The sequence below is a fragment of the Minwuia sp. genome (assembly GCF_048007105.1).
In the GTDB taxonomy this organism is placed as follows: domain Bacteria; phylum Pseudomonadota; class Alphaproteobacteria; order Minwuiales; family Minwuiaceae; genus Minwuia.
Genome location: NZ_CP180352.1, coordinates 3,401,563 through 3,414,761 on the forward strand (window position 1 = coordinate 3,401,563; position 13,199 = coordinate 3,414,761).

The following is a 13,199-nucleotide window of genomic DNA, read 5'->3' on the forward strand; positions in this document are numbered from 1 at the left end:
TGCCTGGTCAGATCGGATCGATCGTCCTCTTCTTGCCCCGGCGCTCAGGCGGGCGCGGGAAGGTCTCGAGCGTGCGGATGAGAATGTCCCGGGTCTCGGCGGGGTCGACGACGTCGTCGAATCCGAACCGCTCGCCGACCCGGAGCGCGGTGTTGTAGGCCTTCAGTTCCTCGGTGTAGGCGCGGTGCGCCTCGGCGCGTTCGGCCGGATCCTCGATCGCGGCGAGTTCCTTCTGGAAGATGATGCTCGCGGCGCCTTCCAGGCCCATACCGCCGAACTCGGCTGTCGGCCAGGCAATCAGGATCGAGGGCATCAGCGGCCGCGATCCCATGATGTAGTAGCCGAGCCCGTAGGCCTTCCGGAGCACCAGCGTCATCAGCGGCACCGTCGCGTTTGACAGCGCCGACAGCAGGCGCGCGCTGCGCCGGACCAGGCAGGTCTTCTCGACGTCCGGGCCGACCATCAGGCCGGGCGTGTCGCAGAGCAGCAGGATCGGAATGTCGTAGGCGTCGCAAAGCTGCACGAACCTTGCTGATTTGTCGCAGGCGGGACCGTCCATCGCGCCGGCCAGGACCATCGGCTGGTTGGCGACGACGCCGACCGTCTTGCCGCCCATCCGCACCAGCGCCGTGACCATGGCGCGGCCGAAAGCCGGCTTCAGTTCCAGCATGCTATCCTTATCGGCCAGCCCCTCGATCACCTTGCGCACATCATAGGCGCGTCGCGGGCTCTCCGGCACCATCTCGCGGAGGCGCGTCTGATCCGGCGCTTCGGCGGCCTCCGCGCTCTCGTTGAAGAAGGAAAGGTACTTCTTCGCCAGCGCGCAGGCCTCGGTCTCGTTCTCGGCCAGCAGGTCGATGGCGCCGGACTTGTAGTGGACCTCCGCCGGGCCGATCTCCTCGGGCGTCAATTTCACGCCCAGCGCCGCCTCGACCAGCGGCGGGCCGGCCATGCCCATCGAGGCGTTCTTCGTTGCGATGGCGACATCGCAGAGGCCGGCCAGGTTGGCGTGACCGGCAAAGGCCCGGCCCGGCACGATACCGACCGTCGGCGCCAGTCCGGACAGACGCGAGAAGGTGACGAAGGTCGGCGAACCCAGGCGGTTCGGCACGAACATGTCATGTGGCCGCGCACCGCCGCCATCCAGCCAGCAGATCACCGGCAGGCGCTGCTGCTCGGCCAGCTCGAACATGCGGCTGATCTTGGAGTGGTTCACCGCGCTCTGGGTGCCCGCATAGACGGTGTAGTCATAGGCGACCATCGCGACCGGTTGTCCATCGACCTTGCCGGTGCCCATCACCAGCCCGTCGGCGGCGCCGGTCATGCCTTCGGTCGCCGGTTTGGCCAGCCCGCCATATTCGGTGAAGCTGCCCGCGTCGATCATGCCGGCCACGCCCTCGCGCGCGGTCCAGCGCCCGCGGGCATGCTGCTTGTCCACGGCAACCTGGCGAGCGTCGTCGCGGGTGGCCGCACGGGCGTCCAGAACCTCGCGCAGCTGTTCGCGAAGTTCGCCCATCTCGCCGCTCACCGTATTGTCTGCATTCATCTCGATTGTCGTTCCTTCGGTTCCGGTCAGGCCGCGCCGATCTTCTCGCGCCGGATCTTCACGCCGGCGGCCTCCCGGTCCCAGGTATCGGCGGTGACGCCTTCGCTGCGCAGCAGGTGTTTCTGCACCTTCTGCGTCGGCGTCTTCGGCAGGTCGTCCATGATCCGGATGAAGCGCGGCACCATGAAATGCGCCATCCGCGGCTGCAGGAATTCCAGCAGCGCCGCGGGGTCCACGGTCCGCCCCGGCACCGGCGCCACGATCACCAGCACCTCGTCCTCGCTGAATTCGCTCGGCACGGCGACCGCAGCGCTTTCTCGCACGTCCGGATGCGCGTTCACCTCGTTCTCGACCTCGAAGGAGGAGATGTTCTCGCCCCGGCGGCGGATCGCATCCTTCGCGCGATCGACGAAATAGAACGTCCCGTCAGCGTCCATGCGGAACATGTCGCCGGTGTGGAACCAACCGTTCCGCCACGCTTTCGCCGTCGCCTCGGGATTGTTGTTGTAGCCGTGATTGAGGCCCCATGGCCGCTCGTCCCGGACGATCATCTCGCCGATCTCGCCGACCGGCACCTCGCAGTCATTGGCATCGACAAGGCGCACCGTCGCGCCGGGTCGCACCTTGCCGCAGGAGCCGACCTTCAGCGGGTTCTTCTCCGACATCAACTGGCAGCTGATCTCGGTCATGTTGAAGGTGGTGTAGATGTCCAGACCGAAGCGCTGCGTGAACGCGGTCACGTCTTCCGACAGCGGCACCATGAATACCGTGCGGAGCGGATGGTCGCGGTCGTGCTCGCTCGCCGGAGCCTTCATCAGGAAGGGCGTCATCGCGCCAAGCAGGGTGACGCAGGTCGATCCCGACTCCCGGACGACGTCCCAGAAGGTATCGGTCTTGAAGGAATCGACCAGGGCGATGGACCCGCCCTTGGCCAGCATGCCGTAGGTGTTGCCCGTTCCGCCGGCGTGGAACAGCGGCAGGTTGATCAGCCGCCGGTCCGTATGGTCCAGCATCTGCCGCTCGCTTGTCGCCATGGTGAAGAGATGCAGATAGGACGACAGCACACCTTTCGACGGGCCGGTCGTGCCCGACGTGTAGATGATCGACTGCAGGTCCCAGGGGTCGATGGGGCGGTCCAGTGGCGCCGGTTCGTCGCCTTCCGCACCCAGCGCGGCAATGTCGAGAACCGGCAGGGGCAATCCGTCTACATGGCCGCCGACGACGATCAACTGCTCGACGGCGGACATGTCGATGTCCTTCAGCCGGTCGGCGAGGTCGGCGTGAACGATCATGATCTTCGCGTCGGAATTGCGGATCACGTGCTCCAGCAGCGATCCGCGATAGGCCGTGTTCACGGGCACATAGGCCGCGCCGATATAGTTGACGCCGAACCAGCATCGCAGCATCAGCGGACCGTTCGGCAACCACACCAGCACCCGGTCATTCCGTTCGACGCCAGCCTTCTGAAGGCCTGCGCCGGTGCGGGCCGCCTCCGCCCGCATGCGGGTGTAGTCCCAGGTCTCGCCGCCGTCGAACCAGACGAACGGGCTTTCGGGCGTCTCCCGTGCGTGACGGTCGAGAATGTGGCGAAGCACGCAGCGGTCGCGCGGCGGGATGCGCGGATCGCCGAACGTCTCGGCGGCCCTCACTTCCAGTTCGGTCACACGGCTCCTCCCCGTTCCCGACAGATTGGCCGGCGGGCGGTCCCTCCCCCGGTCCGCCCGCCGTCGCGCCAGAAGACGCCCGTTCCCCCTCAGATCGGGGAGATCGAGCGGACCTTCGGCGGCATGAAATTCTCCCGACGCAGCGGCGCCCGTTCGAGGATCTCGAACAGGCGGCGGCGCGTGTCTTCCGGCGCCACGATGTCGTCGATGCCGAAGCCTTCGGCGCCACGCAGCGGGCTGATGCGGGACCGCATGTCAGCGACGATCTCGCGGCGCTTCTCGTCCGGATCGTCGGCGCGTTCGATGTCCTTGCGGTAGGCGACGTTGGCCGCGCCCTCCAGCGACATGGCGCAGATCTCGGAGGTCGGCCAGGCGAGGCAGGCGTCCGCATCGAAACTGCGGCCGCCGCACATGGCGATGTAGCCGAGCCCGTAGCCCTTGCGCAGGACGACCGAGACCCGCGGCACAGTCGCATGGCCGAGTTCGTAGACCATCCTCGCGCTGCGCCGACCGAGCAGGCTGCGCTCCGCCGACGATCCGATGGAGAAGCCCGGCACGTCGATCAGATAGATCAGCGGCAGGCCGTAGGCGTCGCAGATCGCCGCGAAATGGGCGATCTTCTCGCAGGCGGGCGAGGTCAGCATGCCGCCCAGATGCATCGGCTGGTTGGCGATGAACCCGACCGGCCGCCCGCCCAGCCGGGCGAAGGCCGTGACCGCGTTCTTCGCGAAGGTCGGCTGGATCTCCAGCAGGCTGTCGGGATCGGCCAGGCGCTGGATGACCTTGCGGACGTTGTAGGCCTTCCTCGTGTCCGCGGGGACCAGTTCGTGAAGGTCCTGCTGGCGCTCGTCGTCCAGTGGGCAGGCCGCTGCCGACGGCACCGGCTGGCGCGCGTTCGACGGCAGGAATCCGAGATAGCGCTTCACGGCGTCCAGCGCCTCGGCCTCGGTATCGACGCCGAGATGGGCGAGGCCGTACTTGTCGACCTGAACTTCCGCGCCGCCGAGCGACTGGATGTCGATGTCCTCGCCGGTGCCTGCCTTGACCAGCGCCGGGCCTGCCAGCCCCATACAGGCCTGCCCGCGCACCATGATCACGAAGTCGGACATGCCGGCATAATTCGTCGGGCCGGCAAAGCCCGCGCCCATCATCACCGAGACCACCGGCACCCAGCCCGAAATCCGCGCGAAATCGTGGAAGGTCGGCGAGCCGTTGGCGAAGTGCCGCGAATCCTGCCCGTCCTGGATACGGTGGCCGCCCCCGTCGAGCAGCATGACCAGCGGCGTGCCGTCCCGCATCGCCTGCTGCACGGCACGGCGGATCTTGGCGCTGCCCAGCTTGCCGCTGGAGCCACCATGAACCGTGAAGTCCTGCGAGACGATGACGACCGGACGGCTGTCTATCTGCGCCGTGCCGATGACGACACCATCGGCCAGGCCGTTCCAGGCGGCTGCCGCCGTCGTCGCAGACCAGCGCGCCGATCTCGCGGAAGCTGCCATCGTCGCAAAGCACGGCTATGCGTTCCCGCGCGGTCATGTCGGCGCGCTTGTGCTGGCGTTCGACCAGCTTCGGCCGAGCGGCATCCTCGAGGTCCGCGCGCGCGGCGGCGATCTGTTCCAGGTCGGAAGCGTGGGCGGTCATGGCCGGATCAGGTCTCCAGCCGGGCGATGATCTGGTCTTCCTGGATGCTCTCGCCTTCCTCGACCAGGATCTCGGCGATGCGGCCGGCTTTCGGCGCGACCACCGGGATTTCCATCTTCATGGATTCCAGGATCACGATCTCGTCGTCCTCGTCGACGCTGTCGCCCACGGCGGCAACCATCTTCCAGACCTTGCCGGCAATCTCGGATTTAACGTCCACCTTTATCCTCCCCAGGTCAGGTGCATCAGATTTCGGCGCGCCGCGTCAGACGGCCGCCTTCGGCGTCAGGGCTTCCCTGAACACCGATGTGAGATGATCTCGGGCCACATTCAGATCCGTGACGCCGCCATCGACGAGCGACTGGACGATCACGCCGCGGACCGCGCCCAGGATCGTCGTGGCCATGCGGTCGACATCGACATCGTCGCGCAGCTCCCCGCGCTCCCGCGCCTCCACAAGGTGACGCCGGAAACCCTGCCGGTACGCCTCGCCGAAGGCCTGCATGCGGGGCCGGAGATCCGACACCGCGCCGATCAATTCCACATAGAGCTGATAGACGGTGACCGTGCCGGAAGTATCGTCCCGGGCGCCTTCCAGATGGGCGGCCATCCGCTCGAACAGTGCCGCAAGCCCCTTCGTGTCGCCAAGACGCCGCGCGACCTTGCGCTCGAACCACTTCTCCGACGCATCGACCACGGCTTCCAGCAGCGCCAGCTTCGTGCCGAACCGCGCGGCCGGAAGACCGCGGCTGTAGCCGGCTTCCGTGCCGATCTCGGCCAGGCTGGTGCCGACAGACCCGTGCCGGCCGATCAGACGCACGGCTGCGGCCAGCATCCGGCGGTCGGATTCGGCGCGGCGTTCGATCTGCGTGCGTCTGGGCGGAAGGGCGTCGGGCATGATCAGTTATTTGTTAGTTGACCAATAAATTTCTAGGTCAGAACGAGGCCGCACACAAGTCCCTACTTGCACGGCCTCGAACGCCTGCTTGCGAACCCGCTCGGCGGAAGGATCAGGTCACGAAGTCGAAATGGCGGAAGCGCCTCACGCACCCTCCGCGAACAACAGATGAGCGCCTGTCCGCAATTGCCCGAAAGGCTGCAGTCCGAGGCCGTAGATCTCCGACACCGTCCCGGCGGTCATGACCTCGGCCGGCGTTCCGAGGGTTGTCAGACGCCCCGCCTTCATGATCGCCACCCGATGCGCGTATGCGGAAGCCAGGTTCGGATCGTGCAGGACAGCCGCGACCGCCAGGCCGGCTTCGGCCAGATCGCGCGCGAAGCCCAGCAGCCGGTGCTGATGCGAGAGATCGAGATTGTTGGTCGGCTCGTCGAGCAGCAGGAACTTCGCCTCACCCCTGCCCCGGAACGGCCAGATCTGGGCCAGCGCGCGGGCCAGATGCACGCGCTGCTTCTCGCCGCCCGAAAGTGTCGTGAAATCGCGGTCGGCCAAGGAGAGGATGCCCGCAGCCTCCAGCGACTCCGCCACGGCCTTGCGGTCGGCAGGCCGCATCGGACCGGCCTGCATGGGGCGTGCGGCCAAGCTGCACCACCTCGATCACCGAAAAGGCGAAGCCGAGCCGGTTCTCCTGTGTCATCACGGCGCGGCGCCGGGCAAGGTCCCGCGCCGGGACGTCGCCAACCGCGACATCGCCGACTGCCACGCGGCCCCCGTCGGGCTTCAGACTTCCGGCCAGGCACCGGAGCAGCGTCGATTTTCCGGCGCCGTTCGGGCCGAGGATCGCGGTCAGCCTGCCAGGTTCCAGATCGATCGAGACCCGGTCCAGAATCGCGCGCCCGCCCCGCCGGACCACGAGATCCCGTGCGGTCACGATCCCCATGAGGCAACTCCCCGCCTGCGCACCAGCAGCCAGATGAAGAACGGACCGCCGGTCAGGCTCATCACGATCCCGAGCGGCAGATCGGTCGGCACGGCAACTGTGCGGGCAAGCAGATCCGCCAGCACGATGACCAGCGCGCCGCCCAGACAGCTCGCCGGCAGCAACAGCCGGTGATCGGGGCCGATGACCATGCGGACCATGTGGGGCACGACCAGGCCGACGAAGGCGACGACGCCGGTCATCGCCACCGCGCCGCCCGTCGCCAGCGCAACGAAGAGCACACAGAGCCGCTTGGCGGTCTCCACCGGCAGGCCGAGATACTGGGCGGCCTCCTCGCCAAGCAGCATGGCGTTCAGAAACCGGTGCAGGCTGATCAGCGCCGCGATGGCAATCGCAATGACGGGCAATGCGACAAACGCCTTGTCCCAGGTCGCGCCGGCGAGAGAACCAAGCAGCCAGAAGTTCAGGTCCCTGAGCTGCTGATCGTCGCTGAGGAAGATCATGATCCCAACGATGGCCGCAGCGATGGCGTTCATGGCAATTCCGGCAAGCAACAGGATGGCGACATCGGTGCCGCCGTGGCGCTGCGCCAGCCCGTAGACCAGCGCCGTGACCACCAGTCCGCCGAGAAAAGCCGCTACCGGGATCAGATAGGCGGCCAGCAGGGCCGGCAGCATGGCCGCCAGCGGTGCGCCGAGAACGATGATGATGACGGCCCCGACCGCGGCGCCGCTTGAGACGCCGATCAGCGCCGGGTCGGCGAGCGGATTGCGGAACAGGCCCTGCAGCACGGCGCCCGCGACGCCCAGGGCAGCGCCCACGACGACACCGAGCACGAGACGCGGCAGGCGGATGGCGAGCAGAACGATTTCCTCGCGCTGTCCGTATTCGATCCCGGTTTCGAACCCTCCGGCCTTTTCCAGAAGGATCGCCAGCAACTGCCCGGGACTGATCGACACCGCACCGATGCCTGCGGAAAGAAGACAGCCGACGACCAGGAACAGCCCGAGGGCAATGAGCTGGGTTCTGCGCCGCCTTACGCGCCGGTCCTCGGCTGTCATCACTCCGGGCTCCGCCCCGTGCACTGTCCCGTCCACCATGCTCTTCGTTCAGCTTCCCGGGTGCAGCAACGCCGTCAATGTCTCCACCGCATCCGGCAGCCGCGGCCCGAAGCCGAGCAGCAGCAGACCGTCCATCGCCACGATCGCGCCGTTCGCGGCCAGCGGGCGTGCCCTGGATGCCCGGCAGGGCCGCAACGGCCTCCCTGCCGCCCAGCAGTTTCAGCGTCCGTTCGGTCACCAGAACGATGTCGGGTTGCGCGGCCACGCCGGCCTCCGGTGTCAGTGCGCGAAACAACTCGAACCCCGAGAGGGCGTTGCGGCCCCCGGCCATCTCAATAATGGCGCCGGCCGAAGTGCCCTCCCCGGCAGCAAGAGGCGCGCCCTTGCCGGCGGACAGGACGAACATCACGGAGGGCCGGTGCGAGGTCATGGCGACCTTGCGGCTGACCGCGTCGAACCGTTTCCGGGTAGCCTGCGCGAGAGCCTCACCCTTCTCACCCAGACCCAGCGCAGCAGCCACCAGTTCGATCTTGGCGGCGACACCGTCGATGCTGTGCTCGTCCTGAACCAGTTCGAAGCCGACTCCGGCCAGCCCTGAGATGATCGACCGCGGCGGGCGGACCGGCATCCGCTTCCGCCAGGATCAGGTCCGGCGCCAGCGCCAGTATCGGCTCCGCCGACAGCTGCCGCACATAGCCCACATTCGGCAGTTCAAGCGCCTGAGGCGGAAACATGCTGGTGCTGTCGACGCCGACCAGCCGGTCCTGGGCATTCAGCTGGTAGACGATCTCGGTGATCGACCCGCCGATGGTGACAACGCGTTGGCCGCTGCCCTCAGCCGAAGCGCCGACCGGCCAGCCGAGGCCGATAACAGCCAGCAGCCCGGCCATCAGGATACGAGACTTCATGTGCTGTACCTTTCCCTTGCTGGCGGCCGGCTCACCAGCGCGCCGTGATGCCGATCCGGCCCTTGAAGTTCCGGCCCGGCTCGAAGGCGTTGTTGAAGACGCGCGAGTAGGCGCGGTCGGTGACATTGTCGACGCCGAGATCGACACGCAGTCCGACGCCCTTCGCGACCTCGTGCTGCCAGGCCATGTAGACATCGCTGACCACGTAGCCGGTGCGTTCGTCGTTCGGATCGTCGACCTTGTCGAAGTCGAAGGCCGCCAGAGTCCGCACGCCGGCGATCACGCCGTGTTCGGGGAACTTGATCGCCGCATCCACCGTGACCTGCGCCGGTGTCAGCACGCCCAGCTTGTCGCCGGTATCCAGATCGTCGCCGTCGAGATTGGAGAAGCCGAAGGCGATCCGCGCCCCGCGGCTGTTGTAGACGGCCTCGATCTCGTTGCCCTCCAGCTCCGCGTTGGGGACGTTCACGGCCTGGGTGGTCCCGTCGCAGTTGCCCGGAATGAACGGGTTGCAGTCCACAAACAGGGTCGGCTGGATCACTTCCAGATCGATGAAGTCCTTCGCCCGGGTCCGGAAGCGGGTCGCCTTGAAGGTCAGGCTGTCATCAAGCTGCAGGACGTCGACGAACTCGAAACCGAGGCCGGCCTCGATCGTCCGGGTCCGCTGCGAACGCAGATCGGGATTGGCGATGAAGCGGTTGGTGACCCCCAGGCCGACCGGGATTTCGAAGTGGACACCGTCCAGAAAGGCCTCGTCGAAGCTGGGCGCGCGGAAGGCGTGCGCGTAGTTGCCGAAGACCATCATCCATGGCAGCGGATACCAGGTCGCGCCGAACCGGGGCGAGACCGCGGTTTCGGTGATGGCCGAGGCGATGGCGCTCTCAGAGGAGAAGTAGTCGAACCGCAAACCGGGCAGCAGCAGGAAATCCCCGCTGCCCTCCCCCAGCGGTTCGCTGAGCCGGATCTCACCCTGCGCGAAGACGCCGCCGAACAGGTTCTGCGAGTCCGGCACACCGTCCCGTTCGCCGCCATCGGAAATGCCGTTCTGGATGTCCTGATAGCCTTCGAGGCCGTAGACCAGCGTGGTCTCCGCTCCCTCCAGCCAGCCCACGCGGGAGCGGTTGTCGGCCCGGAAGCCGACGGTCGCGACGTTGCGGACCAGGTTCTGCCCCTGCGGACCGGCGCCGTTGTTGTCGAGACGCGTCTCGTCGATGTTGGAACGGGAGAAATAGACCTGCGTGTCCAGATCGACGAGGTCGTTGCCCGGCTGATCGAAGCGCCAGGACAGCCGCGCCGTATCGTCCACGATCTTCTTGTCGACAAGGTCGTCCTCGGCCCCGCCCTGACCGACATTGGGCTCCTTCGCATTGTTGCGGAAGGTGATGAACGAGAATTCCAGCTCGTGGCCGCCGCCGACATCATAGCCCGCCTTGAACATGCCGGAGAGAATGTCGTCGTCGGACCGTGTCAGTTCGCTGCCGTCGCCCAGCTTGATCGATCCCGGATCGCGGTAGTTCACATTGCCGACCAGGTCCCATTTCTCGTCCGGCCGCGCGAAGCCGGTCAGACTCAGGGATTCCTCCCGGTCCACGGTCTGATAGCCGGCGGCGAAATGAACGCCGCTCGTCTCGCCGGCTTCCAGGACATCCGAGGCGTTCAGCGTACGGAACGCGATGACGCCGCCGGTGCCGCCTGACCCGTAGAGCGCCGAGGCGGGGCCCCTGAGCACCTCGACCTCGCGCAGGATGAAGGGATCGACGAAGAAGCGGCCGTCATGGGCCGCATTGATGTTCTGACGGGCGCCGTCGATCAGGATCACGAGATCGCTGCCCGAGAATCCGCGGATGCTCGGCGTCTCGCCCGTGCGCCGCGGGCCGCCGGTGAACTCGACATTGGGGATGAAGTTCAGCAGATCGTCCGGCGAGGACGCCTGCCGTAGCTCGATCTCTTCCTTCTCGATGACCGTCACCATGCCGGGATACTCGGCCGCATCGATCGGCGTTCGCGTTGCGGTCACCGAAATCGGTCCCAGCTTCTTCGGGCCGGCGGCTGCCGCCTCCCCGTTACCGCCCTCTTCGGATGTCTGCGCCACCGCGACGGACATGATCGAGATTCCCAGAAACGCCGCGCCTAACGCGGCCGCCAAAGCCTTTGCCATTCCCACGCCCTCTCTCTGTCGAGAATGGATCCTGGCTGGCTGCCTGTGCCTTTCGGGGAAGGCGGGTGGCGGGCTTGGATCGTCTGTCTTCGTCTAGCTGCCGGCGCACATCGCGCCAGCCACTGTCATTTCACCAGAATGAGCTTCTTCGCCCCGGTCAGCCGCAGGCGGTAGGTCTCGCCACGGTGCCGTATCTGTATTTCATTGCCTGTCGCGAACAGGTCGATGCTGTCGATGACCTCCCCCAGCGCCGAACCCGCGACGGGTATCGAGCGCCGGGAGGATCGAGCATCGAAATCGGACATCGGATCAGAGCTGCTGGACAACCTCGAAGCCCTCGAAATTCGGATGGCCGAGATAAAGCTGGCGGCGCTCACCGGCGCCTTCATGGGCGCGACGGAACGCTTCCGACTTCGTCCAGGCTTCGAAATCCGCATAGCTGTTCCAGATGGTGTGCGATGCGTAGAGCGTGTGCTCGTCGTCGGACGGCCCTTTCAGCAGGTGGAATTCCACGAAGCCGGGGACTTCTTCCAGCCTGCTGTCGCGTTCCTTCCAGACCTGCTCGAAGGCCTCTTCCTGGCCCGGCACGATCCGGAAACGGTTCATTGCAATGTACATTCGGCTCTTCCCTCTGTTTGCGGCGGGGCCGCCCTCACCGATGGCCCCTCCTTAGTCCTTCGAAGATATTATTGCAACTGATTTGCAATATCATCTCGGACGGCACCGCCGCGTCCGCCTTACGCCTCGGCTGTTGATAATGATAATGACTCTTATTATAAGTTTCGAGACTCATGCAAGCGGCCATGGTTTGCAGAGCCAGCCCATGTTCCCGCCTCAATGACAGGACCCGAGCAATGACAGAGCCCCTGCCGCAGACCGCTGCGAGCGACCAGATGCCGGCCGATGGCATCGCCACCGCGCTTGAACTGATGCAGACTGGCGGACCGGTCGTGGCTCTTCTGGCCGCGATGTCGGTCCTCGCCCTCGCGATCGTGCTCACCAAGCTGATCCAGTTGCGCGGCCTGCGCCTCTCAGAGCACCAACGCACCCGACGCGCCTTGCAGCTGTGGCGCGATGGCCGCCCGGTGGAGGCGCTGAATCTGATCGACAGCGACCGTGGACCGCTGGCCCGGATCGTCACCGGCGCAATGCGCGGACTGCGCCAGGGGCTGCCCGAAGCCCATGTCCGGGAGGAAGCCATGCGCCTGGGCGGCGATGCGCTCGACGATCTGCGCAGCTGGTTCCGGCCGCTGGAAGTCATTGCAACGCTGGCGCCGCTGCTGGGCCTGTTCGGCACCGTGCTCGGCATGATCGAAGCCTTCCGGCAGCTGGAGGCCGCCGGCAATCAGGTCAATCCGGCCATCCTGTCGGGCGGCATCTGGGAAGCTCTGCTGACCACCGCCGCGGGTCTGGCCGTCGCCATTCCAACCGTCGCAGCGCTCAACTGGCTGGAACGCCGGACCGAGCGGTTTGCCCACGACACCGACAGTGCGGTTTCACGCCTGTTCACCTGCGATCTGCCAATGCAGCACGAACCCGAGGAGCGCCATGCCGGCCGAGGTTTCCGCGACACGGCCCCTGTCGGCGCGGACTGACCGCCGGCGGGCGCTGATCAGCCTCACCCCGCTGATCGACGTCGTCTTCATCCTGCTCGTCTTCTTCATGCTCGCCTCGTCCTTTCTGGACTGGCGGGCCATCGATCTCAGCCCGCCGGTCGAGGCCGGCGGCGGCGCAAGACTGGAGGGTTCGCTTCTCGTCGATATCCGGCGGGATGCCTTGCGGCTTGCCGGCGAACCGATGGATCTCGAGACGCTCGCCGACCGAATCGGCGTCCTGGTGGCTGACAAGCCCGGCCGGCCGGTGATCCTCAGGCCCGCACCGGATGTCTCCCTCCAACGCACCGTCGAGGTTCTGGACCGTCTCGGCGCCGCCGGCGCCGCTGGCATGGCCCTGATCCGGGCTGGAGGGCGTCGATGAGGCGGCTCGCCGACACTGCCCGCTCCCGCCGGAGCGGCGATGACAGCGTGCTGCCGCTGATCAACGTGGTCTTCCTGCTGCTCATCTTCTTCATGCTGGCCGGCCAGCTTGCCATTACCGACCCCTTCGAGGTCGCACCGCCCAGATCAGAGACGGAAAGCGACCCGCAGGCACAGGATGTCATGATCCTGCTGTCGCGCGACGGACGCATCGCCATCGACGGACGGCCCGTCGAAAGAAGCGCTTTGCCGGATGCCTTGAAGGAGATCGCGGCTGGCCAGGTTCGGCTCAAGGCGGATGGCGATGCCAATGCTGTCGAGGTGGTGGAATTGATGGAGCTCCTGCGGGATAGCGGGGTAAGGCGGCTCAATCTACTGACGCTTCCGGCTTCCGAATGATCAGGCTG

General features: G+C 66.5%; 14 protein-coding genes and 2 pseudogenes. 3 read left to right on the forward strand and 13 right to left on the reverse strand.

Features of this window, described 5'->3' with window-relative positions; translation table 11 throughout:
* Positions 1-7: 7 nt before the first annotated feature.
* The 13 genes and pseudogenes from ACMVY4_RS16455 to ACMVY4_RS16515 all read right to left on the reverse strand — a co-directional run bounded on the left by ACMVY4_RS16455 (position 8) and on the right by ACMVY4_RS16515 (position 11,434).
* Positions 8-1,546: an acyl-CoA carboxylase subunit beta gene (locus tag ACMVY4_RS16455; protein ID WP_416897077.1), complete on the reverse strand. Its 1,539-nt coding sequence runs from the start codon at positions 1,544-1,546 to the stop codon at positions 8-10.
* Between the two features lie 26 nt (positions 1,547-1,572).
* Positions 1,573-3,210, reverse strand: a complete 1,638-nt coding sequence (locus ACMVY4_RS16460; protein ID WP_416897078.1) for an AMP-binding protein — start codon at positions 3,208-3,210, stop codon at positions 1,573-1,575.
* An 89-nt stretch (positions 3,211-3,299) separates the two neighbouring features.
* The gene (locus tag ACMVY4_RS16465; protein ID WP_416897079.1) at positions 3,300-4,709 is read right to left on the reverse strand and encodes an acyl-CoA carboxylase subunit beta; all 1,410 of its coding nucleotides are present in this window, start codon (positions 4,707-4,709) and stop codon (positions 3,300-3,302) included.
* Between the two features lie 149 nt (positions 4,710-4,858).
* On the reverse strand, positions 4,859-5,071 hold the full coding sequence (locus ACMVY4_RS16470) for a biotin/lipoyl-binding carrier protein (protein ID WP_416897080.1): 213 nt from the start codon (positions 5,069-5,071) through the stop codon (positions 4,859-4,861).
* A gap of 45 nt (positions 5,072-5,116) precedes the next feature.
* On the reverse strand, positions 5,117-5,749 hold the full coding sequence (locus ACMVY4_RS16475) for a TetR/AcrR family transcriptional regulator (RefSeq protein ID WP_416897081.1): 633 nt from the start codon (positions 5,747-5,749) through the stop codon (positions 5,117-5,119).
* A 144-nt stretch (positions 5,750-5,893) separates the two neighbouring features.
* Positions 5,894-6,391: an ATP-binding cassette domain-containing protein gene (locus ACMVY4_RS16480; RefSeq protein ID WP_416897082.1), complete on the reverse strand. Its 498-nt coding sequence runs from the start codon at positions 6,389-6,391 to the stop codon at positions 5,894-5,896.
* Positions 6,392-6,476: 85 nt separating this feature from the next.
* Positions 6,477-6,689 (reverse strand): annotated as a pseudogene (locus tag ACMVY4_RS16485) (ATP-binding cassette domain-containing protein); the annotation flags it as partial.
* Positions 6,677-7,750, reverse strand: a complete 1,074-nt coding sequence (locus tag ACMVY4_RS16490) for a FecCD family ABC transporter permease (protein ID WP_416897083.1) — start codon at positions 7,748-7,750, stop codon at positions 6,677-6,679. The gene ACMVY4_RS16490 and the pseudogene ACMVY4_RS16485, both read right to left, overlap by 13 nt.
* Positions 7,751-7,955: 205 nt before the next feature.
* A pseudogene (locus tag ACMVY4_RS16495) lies at positions 7,956-8,270 on the reverse strand (ABC transporter substrate-binding protein); the annotation flags it as partial.
* Positions 8,245-8,784, reverse strand: a complete 540-nt coding sequence (locus ACMVY4_RS16500) for an ABC transporter substrate-binding protein (protein WP_416897084.1) — start codon at positions 8,782-8,784, stop codon at positions 8,245-8,247. The pseudogene ACMVY4_RS16495 and the gene ACMVY4_RS16500, both read right to left, overlap by 26 nt.
* Positions 8,690-10,762, reverse strand: a complete 2,073-nt coding sequence (locus ACMVY4_RS16505) for a TonB-dependent receptor domain-containing protein (protein WP_416897085.1) — start codon at positions 10,760-10,762, stop codon at positions 8,690-8,692. The genes ACMVY4_RS16500 and ACMVY4_RS16505 overlap by 95 nt, the downstream gene beginning before the upstream one ends.
* A 179-nt stretch (positions 10,763-10,941) precedes the next feature.
* Positions 10,942-11,121, reverse strand: a complete 180-nt coding sequence (gene hemP / locus ACMVY4_RS16510) for a hemin uptake protein HemP (protein WP_416897086.1) — start codon at positions 11,119-11,121, stop codon at positions 10,942-10,944.
* Positions 11,122-11,125: 4 nt separating this feature from the next.
* A complete protein-coding gene (locus ACMVY4_RS16515; RefSeq protein ID WP_416897087.1) occupies positions 11,126-11,434 on the reverse strand; it encodes an antibiotic biosynthesis monooxygenase family protein in 309 nt (102 codons plus the stop codon).
* A gap of 275 nt (positions 11,435-11,709) precedes the next feature.
* Here ACMVY4_RS16515 and ACMVY4_RS16520 point away from each other — a divergent pair, with 275 nt between their 5' ends.
* The 3 genes from ACMVY4_RS16520 to ACMVY4_RS16530 are packed head-to-tail and all read left to right on the forward strand — an operon-like array spanning position 11,710 to position 13,191.
* Entirely contained in the window at positions 11,710-12,411 is a 702-nt protein-coding gene (locus ACMVY4_RS16520; protein WP_416900334.1) for a MotA/TolQ/ExbB proton channel family protein, read from the forward strand.
* Positions 12,365-12,793 (forward strand): ExbD/TolR family protein, encoded by a 429-nt coding sequence (locus ACMVY4_RS16525; protein ID WP_416897088.1) that lies wholly within the window; start codon positions 12,365-12,367, stop codon positions 12,791-12,793. Before ACMVY4_RS16520 ends, ACMVY4_RS16525 begins: the two co-directional genes overlap by 47 nt.
* Entirely contained in the window at positions 12,790-13,191 is a 402-nt protein-coding gene (locus tag ACMVY4_RS16530) for an ExbD/TolR family protein (protein ID WP_416897089.1), read from the forward strand. The genes ACMVY4_RS16525 and ACMVY4_RS16530 overlap by 4 nt, the downstream gene beginning before the upstream one ends.
* Positions 13,192-13,199 lie beyond the last annotated feature (8 nt).